Source organism: Pinibacter aurantiacus (assembly GCF_019130065.1).
In the GTDB taxonomy this organism is placed as follows: Bacteria; Bacteroidota; Bacteroidia; order Chitinophagales; family Chitinophagaceae; genus Pinibacter; species Pinibacter aurantiacus.
Genome location: NZ_JAHSPG010000002.1, coordinates 61,763 through 79,281, shown reverse-complemented (window position 1 = coordinate 79,281; position 17,519 = coordinate 61,763). Strand labels below are relative to the sequence as shown.

General features: G+C 41.6%; 16 protein-coding genes. 10 read left to right on the top strand and 6 right to left on the bottom strand.

Translation table 11 applies throughout. From position 1 onward, the window contains the following. Nucleotides 1–42: 42 nt before the first annotated feature. A complete protein-coding gene (locus tag KTO63_RS03615; protein ID WP_232373014.1) occupies nucleotides 43–1,245 on the top strand; it encodes an aspartyl protease family protein in 1,203 nt (400 codons plus the stop codon). Nucleotides 1,246–1,366: 121 nt separating this feature from the next. Here the strand turns inward: KTO63_RS03615 and KTO63_RS03610 are convergent, their stop codons facing one another. From KTO63_RS03610 to KTO63_RS03595, 4 genes are all read right to left on the bottom strand, one after another. Then, nucleotides 1,367–2,875, bottom strand: a complete 1,509-nt coding sequence (locus tag KTO63_RS03610) for a S41 family peptidase (protein WP_217789784.1) — start codon at nucleotides 2,873–2,875, stop codon at nucleotides 1,367–1,369. 177 nt (nucleotides 2,876–3,052) lie between these two features. Next, nucleotides 3,053–4,081, bottom strand: a complete 1,029-nt coding sequence (gene thiL / locus KTO63_RS03605; RefSeq protein ID WP_217789783.1) for a thiamine-phosphate kinase — start codon at nucleotides 4,079–4,081, stop codon at nucleotides 3,053–3,055. Between the two features lie 46 nt (nucleotides 4,082–4,127). Continuing rightward, on the bottom strand, nucleotides 4,128–4,538 hold the full coding sequence (locus tag KTO63_RS03600) for a GxxExxY protein (RefSeq protein WP_217789782.1): 411 nt from the start codon (nucleotides 4,536–4,538) through the stop codon (nucleotides 4,128–4,130). A 147-nt stretch (nucleotides 4,539–4,685) separates the two neighbouring features. Further along, nucleotides 4,686–5,465 carry an inositol monophosphatase family protein gene (locus tag KTO63_RS03595; RefSeq protein WP_217789781.1) on the bottom strand — a complete coding sequence of 260 codons (780 nt, stop codon included), beginning with the start codon at nucleotides 5,463–5,465 and terminating at the stop codon, nucleotides 4,686–4,688. Between the two features lie 166 nt (nucleotides 5,466–5,631). Here KTO63_RS03595 and KTO63_RS03590 point away from each other — a divergent pair, with 166 nt between their 5' ends. From KTO63_RS03590 to KTO63_RS03555, 8 genes are all read left to right on the top strand, one after another. Further along, a complete protein-coding gene (locus KTO63_RS03590) occupies nucleotides 5,632–6,840 on the top strand; it encodes a glycosyltransferase family 2 protein (RefSeq protein WP_217789780.1) in 1,209 nt (402 codons plus the stop codon). A gap of 320 nt (nucleotides 6,841–7,160) precedes the next feature. Next, nucleotides 7,161–8,690 carry a GH3 family domain-containing protein gene (locus KTO63_RS03585; protein WP_217789779.1) on the top strand — a complete coding sequence of 510 codons (1,530 nt, stop codon included), beginning with the start codon at nucleotides 7,161–7,163 and terminating at the stop codon, nucleotides 8,688–8,690. 127 nt (nucleotides 8,691–8,817) lie between these two features. Then, entirely contained in the window at nucleotides 8,818–9,462 is a 645-nt protein-coding gene (locus KTO63_RS03580) for a LysE family translocator (protein ID WP_217789778.1), read from the top strand. 122 nt (nucleotides 9,463–9,584) lie between these two features. Then, complete coding sequence (locus KTO63_RS03575) at nucleotides 9,585–10,163, top strand: hypothetical protein (RefSeq protein ID WP_217789777.1); 579 nt, start codon at nucleotides 9,585–9,587, stop codon at nucleotides 10,161–10,163. A 159-nt stretch (nucleotides 10,164–10,322) separates the two neighbouring features. Then, on the top strand, nucleotides 10,323–11,036 hold the full coding sequence (gene mtgA / locus KTO63_RS03570; protein WP_217789776.1) for a monofunctional biosynthetic peptidoglycan transglycosylase: 714 nt from the start codon (nucleotides 10,323–10,325) through the stop codon (nucleotides 11,034–11,036). Between the two features lie 158 nt (nucleotides 11,037–11,194). After that, nucleotides 11,195–12,598, top strand: coding sequence for an aspartate ammonia-lyase (gene aspA, locus KTO63_RS03565; protein WP_217789775.1), 1,404 nt, complete (start codon nucleotides 11,195–11,197; stop codon nucleotides 12,596–12,598). A gap of 96 nt (nucleotides 12,599–12,694) precedes the next feature. Continuing rightward, on the top strand, nucleotides 12,695–14,035 hold the full coding sequence (locus tag KTO63_RS03560; protein WP_217789774.1) for an anaerobic C4-dicarboxylate transporter family protein: 1,341 nt from the start codon (nucleotides 12,695–12,697) through the stop codon (nucleotides 14,033–14,035). A gap of 18 nt (nucleotides 14,036–14,053) precedes the next feature. Continuing rightward, nucleotides 14,054–15,229, top strand: a complete 1,176-nt coding sequence (locus KTO63_RS03555) for a porin (protein WP_217789773.1) — start codon at nucleotides 14,054–14,056, stop codon at nucleotides 15,227–15,229. Here the strand turns inward: KTO63_RS03555 and KTO63_RS03550 are convergent. Further along, on the bottom strand, nucleotides 15,194–15,679 hold the full coding sequence (locus tag KTO63_RS03550) for a hypothetical protein (RefSeq protein ID WP_217789772.1): 486 nt from the start codon (nucleotides 15,677–15,679) through the stop codon (nucleotides 15,194–15,196). The two genes, KTO63_RS03555 and KTO63_RS03550, sit on opposite strands and share 36 nt — an antisense overlap. Nucleotides 15,680–15,808: 129 nt before the next feature. On the opposite strand from KTO63_RS03550, the gene corA reads away from it, so the two are divergent. Beyond that, on the top strand, nucleotides 15,809–16,915 hold the full coding sequence (gene corA, locus KTO63_RS03545) for a magnesium/cobalt transporter CorA (RefSeq protein ID WP_217789771.1): 1,107 nt from the start codon (nucleotides 15,809–15,811) through the stop codon (nucleotides 16,913–16,915). A gap of 152 nt (nucleotides 16,916–17,067) precedes the next feature. Here the strand turns inward: corA and KTO63_RS03540 are convergent, their stop codons facing one another. Then, nucleotides 17,068–17,508: a GNAT family N-acetyltransferase gene (locus KTO63_RS03540; protein WP_217789770.1), complete on the bottom strand. Its 441-nt coding sequence runs from the start codon at nucleotides 17,506–17,508 to the stop codon at nucleotides 17,068–17,070. Nucleotides 17,509–17,519 lie beyond the last annotated feature (11 nt).

Sequence of the window (17,519 nt, the reverse complement as noted above, 5' to 3'; positions counted from 1 at the left end):
TTAAACAGACAACACCCGCTTCACCTTTAACGATAAAAAAGATTGCGACGAAATAATTTTTCGCTTACGATTGTTTTGCTGACAATGCTCTTATCTGTTTCCCTTGCGAAAGGACAGGAAATTTTGCAGGCTCCGGCAAAACTGCTTACCAGCTTCCCGATTAAACAATATAACGGTGGTGTTATTATTGTCTATGCCCGCCTCGATGATATTCCGGATACGCTTCACTTTATTCTTGATACCGGAAGCAGCGGCATTTCTCTCGATTCTTCTACCGTCGAAAGATATAAAATAGGTTCCGAAGCTTCCAACAAAACGGTAAGGGGTATTGCTGGCATTAAACCCGTTCGCTTTGCCAATAATCACTCTCTCAAACTTCCGGGTTTATCGGTCGACAGCCTCAATTTTCACATTAATGACTATGATATTTTAACAAGCGTATACGGCGAAACAATTGATGGTATTATTGGTTTTAGTTTTTTCAACAGGTACATTATAAAAATTGATTACGACAGCCTCATCATGCACGTTTACAGTAAAGGCTTTTTAAAATATCCGAGAGGGGGTCATTTGCTTAAACCTGGCATACTGAATATTCCAATCCAGGAAGGGTCGGTAGAAGAGCAGCGCAACCTGAATGCAAGATTTTATTTTGACTCCGGCGCAGGCTTATGCTTATTGTTTTCAGAAGATTTTGCGGATGACAGTTTGAAGTTTAGTGCAAAGAAAAAAATTGTAGAAACGGAAGCGGAGGGGCTTGGCGGTAAAACGAAAATGCGACTGACAACTTTAAAATCTTTCAAGCTGGGGCCATACAAATTCAGAAAAGTGCCGGCCTACATTTTTGAAGATGACTACAACGTTACTTCTTATCCATACTTAGGTGGTTTAATTGGCAATGATCTGCTAAGGCGATTTAACGTAATCCTCAATTACGAGAAAAGAGAAATATACCTGATGCCGAATTCGCATTTCCGGGAGCCGTTTGATTATGCTTATTCTGGTTTGAGCATTTACTACATCGAAGGGCAGGTGGTAATCACCGATATCATGAAAGGCTCACCGGCAGCGGCGGCTGGTTTTCGCGAGGGCGATGTGATTGTTGCGATCAATGAAAACACCAGCAGAAATGTGCAGATCTACAAAGGATTGTTGCAGGCGCCAAATCAAAGGGTGCGTTTAATTATCGCCAGGGAAAATGAAGGTTTGAAAGAAATTACATTCAAAGTTTCCAGTATACGGTAATTGGCACACTGATGACGCTGATTAAACTGATTTACACGGTTTTTTTGTAGAGACGCATTGAATGCGTCTCTGTCACACCAAAACAAGGTTCGAAAAACGTTGGGGCGCAAGAGAGACGCATTCAATGCGTCTGTACGCTTTTTATTAATTCCAGCGCCTTCGCCATTTTCAAATCTTCGCCCTTTCCGATCGAAGTTGTCGTGGGAACCACTTCCACATCCGGCATTACACCGTGCCCATTCTTCACTATGTTATTATCAATTACGAGTCTGAATTTCGGCAGTCGAAAACGAACCTTTGTATTGGGTAAAGTAACGTCGGGAATAAACCATGCACAATTGCCATACTGACCGCCACCAGTTTCTTCGCCTACTATCAACACATTTTTTTGAGACTTTATGGCGCCCGCAAACAGGGTGGTGGCTGAGAAAGAATTTCCGCCTGTTAATATATACACATCGCCGTAGAAGTGATTGTGCTTGTGTGGTTTGAAATAATGGCGCTCATAAAAACCAAAATGATACAGCCCGTCTTTTCTTTTTCTCGTGGTAAAAGTCATGAACGGCCATACTATGAAACTGTTGCTAATGTACCGGCCATAGGTGCTGATCTTTTTCACAGCATATAACGAATCAGCGAGTTTGAATTTTTTATCAATGATGAATTTGGTGAGTAGGGTTGAATTGGAGACGTCTCCTCCGCCATTGTTTCTAACATCTATAACCAGGTGTTTTACTCCGTTGTGTTTCATTTCTCTAAAACTTTTCTTTATGAAATGTTTTAGCCTGTTGCCTGCAGAAAAAGTATTGATCTCCAAAAAAGCGGTTTGATGTGCGGTATCTATAGTCAGCACTCTTTCGTTGCTCAGATCGAGTCTGCGTCTTTCTTTTCTTGATGGCTTTGGTGTAAAAGCCATTTGTCTTTTAAAAGTGGAATCTCTTCCTGCCTTGTACAATTTCACAGATGAAACCCTGGCATTATTTGCGTTGTCCGTAAAGCCTATTGAAAAGTTCGATGTTTGTCCGAACGCTGTTTTATAGTAAGCACCAAATGCAAAGCCGTTGCTTATCGACTGGCGCTTGTGTGTGCTGTTGTATCCATCTGCAGAAACATACTGCATGAGGCTATCGCGAACGGTAGTTATAGGCATATTGTTGATGCTATTGATAACCATTCCCGGTCTTAAGATGGAATCTCTGCCATTGATGTTGGCAGTTATAACAGCCGTGTCTTTTAGAAATTTAACGCCCAGGGGAAACAATGGAAGTCTTACTGTATCAAGATATCTGTTGAATGCTTTTGAATTTTTGGTGGTGGTGTGGCCACAATTGATCTTGGCAATTACGTAGCTTAATAATGCCCTGAACTGTGGTTCCGTCATCGAATCTGTTATCCGGGCATAGCCACTATCGAAATAGCGGTTCATCGAATCTTTAGAAGTATACCAGTAAAGCCCGGGGTGAGATTCTTCCAAAATTTTCCTGAACAACGAGTAATCACTTCTTAATTGCTGTGGAGAATATTTTTTATCGGGATTGAATTTCTTCCTGGAAGATGCACAACCAATAATCATCAACATTGCTGCCACAAAAACACTGAACGTATAAATATTTTTTTTCTGCTTCGCCATTTTCATATTGGTGTACAGCCCGGTTTTAGTAATTATTTGGTTGTGTAAAATACGTAAAAGTGGTTTGTGCTACTGTTTAAGTTTTGCCACAGAGGACACAGAGGAACAGAGTGGATTTTTTTCTCTGTTCTTCTGTGTTCTCTGTGGCAAACAAACAAGGGCGAATGCTATTCGCCCCTACGAGAATGCGTTCCAGCCCTGTGCTGTAATATCAAATGTATTGCCGCCTTTGGTGATGATCTTTTTGCCTTTTTCCGGTTCGGTCATGTAGCCTATCACGCTGATCTGTTCGTTAAGCACCAGCTTTTCATAATCTGCCTGCGCAATAGTAAATACCAATTCATAATCTTCGCCGCCACTGAGGGCACATGCAGTTGGATCTAGTTGAAATTTGAAGGCCGCGTTTTTTGTGTCTTCGTGTATGGGAATTTTGTCTTCATACAATACGCAACCCAAATTGCTTTGCTTGCATATGTGCAATATTTCAGAGCTCAATCCATCGCTTACGTCCATCATGGCGGTGGGTTGTAAAGCGGATTTTTCAAAAAACTCTACGATGTCTTTTCTTGCTTCTGGTTTTAATATTCTCCCTATTACATATTTTTCTCCCTCAAGATCCGGTTGCACTTGTGGGTTTTCGAGAAAGATCTTCTTTTCTCTTTCCAGAAAAGTTAGTCCCAGGAAGGCAGCACCTAAGTCGCCGCTCACACAAAGCAGGTCTCCTTGTTGAGCCGTGCTTCTTTTTACATACTTGCCCGGTGAAATTTCGCCTAGCGCTGTTACAGATATTACGAAGCCTTTTTGTGAGCTTGTCGTGTCGCCGCCAATCAGGTCCACGCCGTATTTGGCGCAGGCAGCATATACGCCTTCGTAAAATTCATCCAACGCTTCCACGCTGAATTTGTTGCTGAGCGCTATGCTGATGGTCACCTGTGTTGGCGTCGCATTCATGGCGTAGATGTCGCTCAAATTCACCACTATGCTTTTATAGCCTAAGTGCCGCAGCGGCGTGTACATTAAATCGAAATGTACGCCTTCCACAAGCATGTCGGTGGTAACGACTGTTTGCTTTCCAAAATGATCGATCACCGCGGCATCATCGCCAACGCCTACAATGCTTGAAACATTCTGCAGTTCTATATTCTTTGTGAGATGGTCGATAAGACCGAATTCTCCGAGTGTTGATATTTCTGTGCGTTCTGACATCTGTTTTATTTTATTGTTTTACCATCGGCAACCTCGCAAAGTTCTTTCAGTATTTTGGAAGTTCGGCAAATTCTTTTGTTACCAGTGGTACGAGTTGTTTTGTAATATTATCACAATGAAAATTAATAAGCAATCCTTTGGGTTTGTTGGCTAGTTTTAAATAAGATAAAAGTTGGGCCTTGTATACTGGGATTATTGCTTCCGTGGCTTTTAATTCAACGATCACTATATCATTTATAAGCAAATCCAGTTTTAAAGACGACTCCAACACTTTTTCCTTATATCTTATCGGAACCCAGACTTCTGTTTTTACATTAAAATCAAACCGCCTCAACTCGTCAATCATGCAGGTTTTATATACAGATTCTAATAAGCCCGGGCCCAAATGATTATGAACTTCTATTGCGCAGCTAACTATCGCGTAGCTAACGTCGTTTATGTATTTCTGTGTGATCATACCTCTTTGTTTTTAAGAGGTAAATAGTTGGTCAGTTTTTTCACCACTAAGGCACTAAGGTCACTAAGTTCCACTAAGGAATTCCCGACAATCAGCGTCTCTTAGTGAGGCTTAGTGTCCTTAGTGCCTTAGTGGTAAATCAGGGTCTTAGCTCTTCTCACCATTCACCCAAGCCTTCAGCTCTTCGTGTATCACACCATTCGTAGCCAAAATATTTGGTTGATATGGAGAATAATAATCGCCTTTGAAATCAGTTACTTTTCCACCCGCTTCTTCTACCATTAAAAATCCCGCGGCGCTGTCCCACGCATTCAGTTTGTGTTCATAAAAACCATCGAAGCGACCTGCGGCCACCCAGCAAAGATCGATGGCAGCAGAACCCAGGCGGCGAACAGCGATGCCTTTTCTGATGAATCTTTCAAAACACTGCAACGGGCCATTTGGCGAGTCGAGGTACGTGTAAGGAAACCCGGTAACCAAACAAGCTTTCTCTACTTCGCTTTGCTCGCTTACAAAAATCTGCGTGTCGTTTAAGAACGCACCTTTACCTTTTTCGGCAAAGAAAAACTCGTTCATAATAGGATTGTAAACCGCACCCATTATCATTTGGCCACCTTTTTCAACACCAATGCTCACGCAGCAAAGCGGTAATCCGTTTGCAAAATTGATGGTGCCATCTATCGGATCAATGATCCATTTATATTCTGAATCCTGGACAATTTCTCCTGATTCCTCGCTCAAAATAAAATGTCCGGGAAAATTTTTTCTGATAACTTCTATGATCGCTTTTTCAGCGGCATGATCCGCTTCTGTAACCAAATTGTTAACTCCTTCCTTATTGGAAACAACCAGGTTTTTTCTGTTGAAAAAGCGCTTTAACTCCGCAGCGCCTGCATTTGTAGCGTCGAGTAGTGTTTGTTTTATCATGCGGCAAAGATAGCAAGACAAATAACTGAATAATTGATTTATTGAATAATTGACAGGCAAACAATCCGCTTAATTCAGAGGTTCTTCACGACGAGTGCATAACTGAACTATCACAGCTCTTCAATAATTCAATAAATCAATAATTCAATTATTCTATATTTGGTTCATGCACTTATCCGTTATCATCGTTAATTACAACGTAAAGTTCTTCCTCGAGCAATGCCTGTATTCATTGCTAAAGGCGATTGATAACCTGCCCTCACCGGCAGATGCCGAAGTGATCGTGTTTGACAATGCAAGCAGCGATGGCAGCAGGGCATTTTTCCTCAACAAATTTCAGGGCGTTCAATTCATTTGGCATGGCGAAAATCTTGGCTTTGCCAAGGCAAACAACAGGGCCTTGTCTTTTGCCCGGGGCAAATACATTTTGTTTTTGAATCCCGACACAATCTTGAGCGAGGATGCTTTATACAAAAGTGTTCATTTCCTGGAAAGCCAGTCTGGTGGCGGAGCTTTGGGCATTCGCATGATAGATGGTTCAGGAAATTTTTTGCCGGAGTCAAAACGCGGATTTCCCTCACCGGCTGCTTCGTTTTATAAATTAAGCGGACTTATCCATTTGTTTCCTTCTTCGAAAAAAATTGCTACTTACTATGCCGGTCACTTGAGCGAACATGAGAGTAATGAAATTGATGTTTTGTCAGGCGCGTACATGCTTGTGAAAAAAGAGGTTTTGGATAAAACAGGAGGTTTTGATGAAGCCTTCTTTATGTATGGCGAAGACATTGACCTTAGCTACCGTATTCAAAAAGCGGGATATAAAAATTTCTATTTCGCAGATAGCACCATTATTCATTTCAAGGGCGAAAGCACGAATCAAAACAGTGCGCGGTACGTTAGAATATTTTACCAGGCAATGAACATTTTTGTGCATAAGCATTTTAATACAGCTTCATCATGGTGGTACATCGCTTTTATTAAAGTGGCTATTCTATTGAGCGGCGTTTTATCTTTTGTAAAACGGTCTGTGGCAAGTGTTGTAAAACCAAGGCCTAAAACAAAATTGCAAACGCTGATTGTTGCAAGTAAGCATGATGAAGAAAATATTGTATCCATTCTTTCAAGCTATAAAACGCCCGAGCGGAAAATCACTTTCGAAAATCTTGATTCTCTCGATAACAATTTTGAGTATTCGTTGTACGACGAAATAATTATCGCTGCGAGTTCAACCGGTGTTGCTTATAAAGACGTGATTACTTTTTTGCAACAGGTGCCGTCCGGCGTTGCAGTTAAAATACATTCGTCCGGCAGCAGCAGTATTGTGTGCAGTGATTCAAAAGCTGCGAACGGTGATGTGCTGCACGCCACGGTTTGATCTCTTCGGTTTAACACTAAGGCACGAAGAAAACACTAAGCTTCACTAAGAGTGGCCGCTTATCTGAAACCCCTTAGTGAAACTTAGTGTGTCTTAGTGGTGAATTGTTAAGTTTACATAACGTCGAAGCATATTTCCTCTCCCGAAGACAGCAATCAACACTCAACCATGTCTTTTGGAAAATATCCATCTGCCGCGGGTTTTGCTTAAAAATGTTCTAATATTTTTCAACGCCATACGCCAAAAACCAATAAATATTTATAATTTACTTTTGGTTCCAAATCGTAATTTTGAATTTCATCAAATGAATTGCTTGTTCAATGGCATTGATCGACATTTCTCTCCCTAAATCAGTATCCAAAGCGCTCAATTTGCCGCGCAAGTCTCCCAGGAGAGAGCAGCTCCGTGTGTTAAAGAAACTTTTGAAGAAGGCCCGTTTCACAGAATTTGGTCAGCAATACCGTTTTGATGAAATCTTACTGAGTCGTCACCTGGGTAAAAAATTCCAGGAAATTGTTCCTACATACAATTACAATAAAATATATAACGAATACTGGCACAAGACACTGGAAGGCAAATCTGACATTTGCTGGCCGGGAAAAATAAAGTATTACGCTTTATCTTCCGGTACTTCAGAGGCTGCCAGCAAGTATATACCTATTACCCCTGATCTTTTACGTGGTAACCTGAACACCATGATCAAACTGGTGATTTCTTTGCGTAATTATGAAGAAATCCCGGTGAAGGCCATTGGTAAAGCAGGGTTATTGCTTGGTGGAACCACAGATCTGCAAAAAGGAACGGGTTATTTTGCCGGTGACCTTAGCGGTATTACGGCGAAACGTATGCCTTTCTGGTTCACACCCTTCTACAAACCGGGTAAAAAAATTGCCAAACAAAAAGACTGGAACAAGAAACTTGAGGAGATCGTAGAGCAGGCGCCAAACTGGGATATCGGTTATTTAACCGGCGTTCCGGCATGGATACAGATGTGTATTGAAAAGATCATCGAACGTTATCAGCTGAAAACGATCCATGATATTTGGCCAAACCTTTCTTTCTTCCTGCACGGCGGCGTTTCGTTTGAACCATATAAAAAAGGATTTGAGAAATTATTGGGCAGACCTATTTCTTACGTGGAAACATACCTCGCCTCCGAAGGTTTCATTGCCTACCAGGATGGGCCGGGTGCCAAAGGAATGAAGTTGGTCACCAACGAACATATTTTTATGGAGTTTGTTCCGTTTGACGATGTGAACTTTGACGGAGAAGGAAATATGATCGAAAAGCCAGAAGTGATGATGATCCACGAAGTGGAAGAGGGCAGGGATTACGCAATATTATTAAGTACCAGCGCGGGAGCATGGCGTTATTTGATAGGTGACACCATCCGTTTTGTAAACAAAGCGAACTGCGAAATCGTGATCACCGGCCGTACCAAACACTTCCTGAGTCTTGTAGGAGAACACTTGAGTGTGGAAAACATGACCAAAGCCATTCAGGTGGCGGGTGAAGATTTAAACATTTGCATTCCTGAATTTACGGTTGCCGGTGTTCCGCACGGAAACATGTTCGCACACAACTGGTACGTTGCCTGCAACGACAAAGCGGATCCGCAGGTGCTCGCTGAAAAAATTGATGCCGTTCTGAAAGATATCAACGACGACTACGCTACAGAAAGATTAAGTGCCCTGAAAGAAGTCACTGTAAAAGTTTTGCCGGAGTCTGCTTTCATGTCGTTTATGAAAATGAAGGGTAAGGAAGGCGGTCAGCATAAATTCCCCCGTGTACTAAAAGGGAAGATGCTAAAGGAATGGGAAGATTTTCTTGCGCAGGGTACAGACGGATAATTATCCGTCTCTATGGATCTATTAATGAACCATTTATAAAAAAGATTATCGGTAAATTTTGGAGTTAGAGACAGATAATTATCTGTCTCTACGTATTTTTATCATCCAAACACAATTACCCCATTTCATGACGGAAGCTTTAGTGAAAGGATTGGCTTTAGGTTTAGTGCTGGCAATGTCGGTAGGACCCGTGATATTCACTGTTATCAAGCAAAGCCTGAATAACGGAAAAGAAGGCGGGTTCAGTTTTGTGGCCGGTGTTTGGATAAGTGATTTTGTGTTGGTCTTCCTCAGCAATATTTTCTCCGAAGCCGTTAGCACTCTACTCGAGTTTAAAAAAATCATCGGTTATGGTGGAAGCAGTTTTTTGATTGGCCTTGGTTTGTTTTATATTTTCTTCAAAAAAGTAACGGTTAAGCAAAGTCCTGGCGGAGACCAACAACTCTTCACCAAAAAAGATTTCTTCAAAATAGCGCTACAGGGTTTTCTCATCAACACACTTAATCCAAGTGTAATTTTATTCTGGCTGGTTAATGCCACCACTTTTTCTTTAAGTCATACGCTTGAGCAGCGCATCATTATTTTTTCAACCTGCCTTATACTTAATATGGCGGCAGATGTTGCAAAGGTTCTTCTCGCCGGCAAGTTGCGCAAACGGCTGACGTTGCACAACATTTCCATCATCAACAAAATTTCGGGTACGCTACTGATTGGTTTCGGTATCGCTTTATTGTACAGTGTTTTGTTTTTATCAAACAAAGTTTATCATTAAGCGTTAGTAGAGACAAGGCAATGCCTTGTCTGAACGGGCAATGCCTTGTCTGTACAATAACATCTTATTTACGAAAAGTAAATATTCAATTTTCGTATCAAGATGTTAATTTAGCTTTTAGTATGTATAAAATAATCCTACTTATAAGTTTTGTTTTTTCTACGATGATGGCTTCCGCACAGTCAGACTTTATCGTTGTTAAAAAGAGAAACAACCGTACGGTTAAAACCTTCATGCCTGGTTCTCCCATTACCATTACAACTTTCCAGGATTACGTACTTACTGGCCCGGTCGATACTATAAGAGACGACTCTATTTTTGTGAGGATGTATAACATCCGGGTAATGCCCACTCAATTTGGCACCACTATTATCGACACTGCGGGTTCAAATGTTAGGGGTGTTAATTATAAGGATATTCAGAAAATAGATGTTGGTAAAAAAGAGTCATTTGTTTTTATTAAAAACGGTACGCTCTTTATGATTGGCGGTCTGGGTTATATAGCGCTGAATCTTATTAACGGCGCCTATTTACATGAACCGCCCGACGGAGCCAGCATTGCTATTGCCGGTGGCGTTGCTGCAGCGGGTTTTATAATGAACCGCATTTATCACTCCCGAAAAAAGCACGGCAAACTCTACAAGATCGAATACATCCACATGAATGACAACAACATTCAAAAGGCGAGAAAGGGATTCTAGTAGAGACAAGGCATTGCCTTGTCTCTGCGATCAGGTTGATAATGCAACGAAGACAAGGCAATGCCTTGTCTCTACCAAACACATTTTTTACTTTTTACTTTTCCTCCATTATCTTGCGGGCAATTGTGGGTAAAACATCCAATACTTTATTGAAATAATTTGAATACAAAAGGCCTCATACCAAAAACGTGGAGACTGTTAAAAAGAATTTTCCTTATTCTTTTCATCGGGCAGTTTGTATACATCGTTTTATTAAAATGGATAGACCCTCCTGTCACACTTACGCAACTGGGGAGTTTATTCACAGGGCATGGTTTAAAGAGAGATTATGTAAACTATAACGAAATTTCCCCCAATCTTAAACTCGCGGTAATTTCTTCGGAGGACCAGCTTTTTGCAGATCACAGCGGTTTCGATTGGAAAAGCATCGAAAAAGCTATGGCTTACAATAAGCGCAAGCCCAATCGTACGCACGGTGCGAGTACAATAAGCCAGCAGGTCGCAAAAAATGTCTTCTTATGGCAGGGCCGCGATTACATTAGAAAGGGCCTGGAGGTTTACTTTACTTTCATGATAGAAAAAATTTGGGGTAAGCGCCGTATCATGGACGTTTATCTCAATGTAATAGAAATGGGCGATGGCATTTTCGGAGCTGAAAAAGCTGCGCAGGTATATTTTAATAAACCTGCCAAAAACTTAACAAGGAGAGAGGCTGCAATGATCGCCGCCTGTTTGCCCAACCCAAAAGTGTTTAAAGTAAAACCGCCGCACGTGCACATCCTTAGCCGCTATCCGGTAATTATGAGGCAAATGAACAATCTTGACAGTGATGATGATATCCTGGCAATCATTTCAACGGGTTCTAAAAATTAGCACAGTTCTACATTTTACAGTTAAATTAAAATCGCCAAATCGCCTGTCTCTCCGCTACCTGCATACAAAATTCTTACTGCGAACCAATTCCCATGTTGTTTGTAATTAGTTCCTCCGAATAGTTCTTTTTTCAGATTCATTAACTAATACAATGCGTTATGTCAACAAGGATTGAAAGTGATTTTCTTGGAAAAAAAGAAATTCCAAATGATGCTTACTATGGTGTTCAAACAGAAAGGGCGCTTGAAAATTTTCACATCACAGGCATCCCACTCAAGGCGGAGCCTTTTTTCGTGCAGGCACTTGGCTTTGTAAAAAAAGCTGCGGCTATGGCTAACCGTGATCTCGGCGTGCTCGACCCTGCAATCGCAGAAAAAATTATAGCGGCCTCCGATAAAGTGATCAATGGGGATTATGATAGCCAGTTTTTGAGCGACATGATCCAGGGTGGCGCAGGCACTTCTGTTAATATGAATGCAAATGAAGTAATTGCCAATGTTGCATTGGAACTGATGGGAAAAGAAAAGGGCGAATATGAATTCTGCCATCCAAATGATCATGTAAATTGTTCACAGTCTACCAACGATGCTTACCCCACAGCATTCAGAATTGCTTTGATCAATAAACTCAGCCGGTACAAGCAAACACTGGCCGCGCTCACGGAGTCTTTTGCGGCTAAGGGAAAAGAGTTTAAAGATGTGTTGAAAATGGGCCGCACGCAATTGCAGGATGCTGTGCCGATGAGTTTGGGAGATGAGTTCAGAGCATTTGCCACCAACCTCCATGAAGAGCAGGCAAGAATTGAAGATTCCAAAAAACTGATCGCCGAAATTAACATGGGCGCCACCGCAATTGGTACGAGTGTGAATGCTCCGGAAGGTTATGCACAACTCGTAACAAAACATTTGCGGGACGTAACCGGCCTTGAACTGGTTTTGGCAAGTGACCTTATTGAAGCAACATATGACGCCGGCGCTTACGTTCAGCTATCTGGTGTATTAAAAAGAACAGCGGTAAAAATTTCAAAGATCTGTAATGATTTAAGATTATTATCTTCGGGACCACGGTGTGGGTTAAACGAAATTAATTTGCCGCCCATGCAGCCGGGTTCATCAATTATGCCGGGAAAGGTAAATCCCGTAATACCTGAGGTAGTGAACCAGACTGCGTTCTATGTGATCGGTGCAGATCTTACCGTTACACTCGCGGCAGAAGCAGGGCAATTACAATTGAATGTGATGGAGCCGGTTCTGTCGTTCGCTTTATTTTCGTCAATCACTTACATGGAAAATGCCTGTAAAACTTTGAAAGAAAAATGTGTAGATGGAATTACTGCAAATCCGGAAGTGACGAAAAAAATGGTAATGAACAGCATTGGCATTGTTACACAACTCAATCCAATCCTGGGTTATAAACAATGTGCCGGCATTGCACGCGAAGCATTGGAAACAGGAAAATCTGTTCACGATATTGTGGTGATAGAAAAACAATTGCTCACACAGGAAAAATGGGACGAGGTATTCACATTTGAAAATATGATAAGTCCGAAGTTTATAAAATAGTTGCTGGTTTATAGTTGAGAGTTGTTAGGCTGAATGATCGCGCATGTTGCCTAACAACTCTCAACTCTCAACTTTCAACTCTCAACTATTTAACCTATGATCTGGATCGAATTTGCAATAATGTTGACGGCTATCCTCGTTGGGTCACAAATGAAAGGCATTGGTCTTGGTGTGATGGGCATGGTCGCGTTAATGATATTTATTCTTGTCTTTAAAATGCGTCCCACCGATCCTCCGCTGGATGTGATGCTGATTATTCTTTCCATTGTTACTACCGCTGCCGCATTGCAGGCTGCCGGTGGCTTGGATTATCTTGTGGGCGTTGCTGAAAAGATCATTAGAAGTAAGCCATCACAAATTGTATTCATAGGGCCGTTCACTGTTTTCTTTCTCTGTTTATTTGCCGGAACCTCACATATTGTTTATTCCTTGTTGCCGATTATATCTGAAGTTTCTGCAAAAAAAAGAATTCGTCCGGAGAGACCACTAAGCATGTCTGTTATCGCATCGCACCTGGCTCTTACCAGCAGTCCCATGTCAGCAGCAACTGCGGCAATGACGGCCATTCTCGCGTATCCGGGTGCGCAAAAAAATATTCTCATGGTTTGTATTCCCGCTTCATTGATCGGTGTGTTTGTTGGTTGTTTATCTGTATTAAAAATGGGAAAGGATCTGGATAAAGACCCGGAGTTCCAGAAAAAAATGCAGGATCCTGCATTCGCTGCAGATATTGATAAAGATTCAGGAAGCGCAGAGAGAAAATATAAACCAGGGGCCAAAACATCTGTAGCTATTTTCGGTATCGCTATTTTGCTCATCATTATTGCCGGCGCATTTCCCCAACTGATTCCCAGCTATGGGCCGGGTGAAGAGAATTTTAGCATTACAGAAAATGGCACACTGAGAATGGGAACCATCATTGAAATCGTAACATTAAGTGCCGCAGCGGCTATCATGCTGATCACAAAAACTTCTGCCGTTGATGTTACAAAAGCAAGTCTGTTTAACTCAATGGCTTCTGCAGTCGTGTCAGTGTTTGGTGTCGTTTGGATGGCCGCCACATTCATGCACCACAATGAATCATCTATCAAACACGCACTGGGAGATATTACCACTCAACATCCATGGACGTTTGCCATTGCCGTGTTCGCCATGGGTATGTTGACTTTTAGCCAGGCCGCCACCACCAAAACCATGATGCCTTTGGGTGTTGTGCTGGGCATTCCGGCTCCGCAACTCATCGCTATGTTTCCTGCGGTAAACAGCGATTTCGTCTTGCCCGGTTATCCTACTTTGCTGGCCGCCATCAATTTCGACAAAACGGGTTCTACGCACATCGGAAAATTTGTGGTGAACCACAGTTTTATGCGAGGCGGCTTAATTACCATCGCCGTCACGATCGCGATGGGCTTTCTGTTTGCGAGCCTGTTATTGTAGACAATTAAACCGAGTTTTATGAAATTGAAGCTTCTGTTGATTGTTGCTGTCTTTTCCGCCTGCACTCAACTCACGGCGCAGCGTCAATTGGATAGTACCATCAAATCAACCAATCCCATCATTCCTATTCACAAACAGAATCTTTTAAAAAACATTGATGTCATTGCTAATATGCAATGGTCCCTAAACAATTATTTCCAGGATGGAAAATACCAGCAGTCCAAATTTGAGAATGACCAGTTCCGCCTGGAAATAAGAGGAAAAATAACAGATCGTGTGTCTTTCCGTTTTCGTGATCGTTACACAAAAGTTACTGAACCAGGCTCGCTGGATAATTTATCAAGATCGACAGATATCGCCTCCATTACTATCAATCTTGCAAAAAAATGGGATCTCACAATGGGTAAGATGTGCGCAGACTGGGGCGGTTATGAATTTGATGCCAATCCCATCGATATTTATGAGTACAATGATATTGTGGAATATTCCGATAACTTCTTAACTGGTGCAATGATTAGTTATACCGCAAATCAGCAACATCAATTTACTTTTCAGTTGATGAATTCCCGCACCCAAACTTTCGAAGAAATTTACGACTCCATTCCCGGTGTTACGCCCTCCAAATTTCCTGTAGCGGCAAATATCAACTGGCGTGGAACGATGGCTGGTGGTAAGTTTCAGACCATTTGGAGTTATAGTCAGTTTTTGGAGGCGCAAAATCGAACGATGTATTACATCGCCCTGGGTAATCAACTTAAGCTGAATAAGTTTCTGTTTCAATATGATTTTAAATGGAGCAATGAGCAACTGGACAGAAAGGGCATTGTTGGGTCTTTTGTGCCAAAAAGTATTTTGCCCTACGCGCCGCAGAATACACGCTATGTGGAGCATTGGCTGCATGTGAATTTTCAGCCACAGAAGAAGTTGAACTTTTTTATCATCGGAATGGTAAGCAATGCGTACTGGTACGGCAACCCCGACCCAAACAAAGACAATCATTTACGAACAGCATGGGGTGTAATTCCCGGGGTAGAATATTTTCCATTTAAAGACCTGGATAATCTGAAATTCTTCTGCACTTATGTGGGCCGTTTTTATAAATACAGTGACTACGCAAAGAGGACTTTCGGAGATGTAGATACAAACACCGGCCGCGTTTCAATAGGTTTTATTTGCCCGTTGCTGATCCTCTGAGTTGTCGGTTGTTTCCATTGGTAAGTTCTCATTTGCCGAAGGCGATTGCTGTTTGCTAAAAAGAAAGTAAAGCGAAATACCTGCCCAGCCTATCCAAAACAGGTAACCACCGAGATGAAATTTTTCTTTCAGCAACCGGTGTGTATAATAATATTGGAAGTCGCGATAGGTAAAATACATGCCAACTATGGCCGCAGTTAACGCCAACAAATGGAACGAATTGGCTCTTTTCTTAACCAGTTTCCGGTCAACGGCGGCCTGCAACAGCATCAGGAAAAATAACGCGGCGAAGATTACCAGTGTTCCTTTCCACCACGTTTTCATAAATGTGTATTCCTTGTAAAAAAGTGAAATACCAATACGGCCAATAAATGACATTTTTGAGAGCAGGAAACCGGCAATAAATGATAGCACGGCCAGGAAAACAGATAAGGGGAGAAGGCGTTTCATGGCATAAATATAGTTGTTACTATGTAGTTATTGGTTGTTGGTTGTTAGGCTGAATGATCGAACCCTCTCTAACAACTGCCAACTAACAACTACCAACTAATTTTTTTTATCTTGCTTTAAATTACTCCTATGGATAGCAAGCGCTATTTGCAATATTTTGGGCTGGACCTGTTTCAGCGTGCGCCTTCCCGCACGAAGGAGATCTTTAATGTTAATCCCACTATTATTCCCGCTCGCGAAGAAGCCGAAAAGGTTAGAATTTTTGCCTATGATTATTCGAACGAATCCTGTTCAGGCAAAGAACTTTCAAATATTGAAGAAACTTACGGGTTTAAAGAAAACGGCCACGTTACATGGATAAATATTGACGGCATTCGCAAAAGCGATGTCGACGCAATTGGAGAAGTATATGGCATACACCCTTTGTTACGAGAAGATATTTTAAGCGTGGGGCAGCGGCCAAAAATAGATGACGTTGAAGGCGTAATTTTTTGCTTACTCAATATGCTGTACTATAACGAAAACAGCTTCACCGTTGAGTCTGAACAAATAAGCATTGTATTGGGAAAAGATTTTGTGATTTCTTTCCAGGAAGATGCATCACGGGACGTTTTTAATCCCATCCGCGAAAAACTAAAATATCAGCAAAGCAAGGTTAGAATGCGAGGTGCTGATTACTTGTGTTATACCATGCTCGATCTTATCGTAGACAACTACTATGTAGTTATGGAAAAGCTGGGTGACAGGATTGAGTTGCTTGAAGAAGAAGTTATCAGAAGCACTAGCAGAAGAACACTAGCGAAAATCCTCGTGCTTAAGAAAGAGTTACTCGCACTTAAAAAAAATATTGCTCCCGTTCGCGAACTAATTAGCGGATTGCTCAAAAGCGAAAGCGACCTGCTGGATGACAGTACCACCAAGTATTTTAAAGACATATACGACCACATCATCCAGGCATACGAGCTCACCGAAAACTATCGTGATATGATGATGAGCATGCAGGACCTGTATATCAACAACATCAATTTAAGAATGAACGAAGTGATGAAAGTGATGGCGGTTGTAACCTGTCTTATGGCACCTGCCACGGTGATTGGTGGAATCTTTGGAATGAACTTCGATCATATCCCGGAGTTGCACAACAAGTATGGATTTTATATCGCGGTAGGCTTAATGGTCGTAATACCAATCTGGATGTTGGGGATATTTAAGAAACGGGGATGGTTTAAAATTTAGAGTCTGGTTGTTTATAAACTCTCGCTAATGTTAATGAACAAGATTTACCACTAAGGCACTAAGGACACTAAGCCTCACTAAGGGTTGTATTAAATTTAGACTTCTCTTAGTGAAACTTAGTGTCCTTAGTGTCTTAGTGGTAAAAAGGCCTCTCACAAATTAAACTGATAGAAAAAACTACTTGATTTCTGCCACCCATTGCCTTCATACACGGATTGTGCAGTAAAATTATCTTCAGAAGTTTCGAGAATAAGCCATTTGGCATTTGTTTTCGCACCAAAATCTTTTGCAGCATTTAATAACTTGTTGCCTACGCCGGTTTTTCTTGCAGAAGTTTTTACAAACAGGTCATTCAACAACCATGCTCTTCTCATTGACACAGAAGAAAAAATAGGGTAGAGCTGCGTAAAGCCAACTGCTTCATCGTTCGCAAACGCAAGAAGTATTACAGATTCATTCCCTTCCATTCTTTCCTTCAAAAATTCTTTTGCCTTAGGAATATCGGAAGCCTGTTTATAAAATATTCTGTATTGATCGAAAAGATCAGCAACGGTATCAAGATCTTTAATAGTGGCGGGGCGAACGGTTATCATGGCGTGTTTTT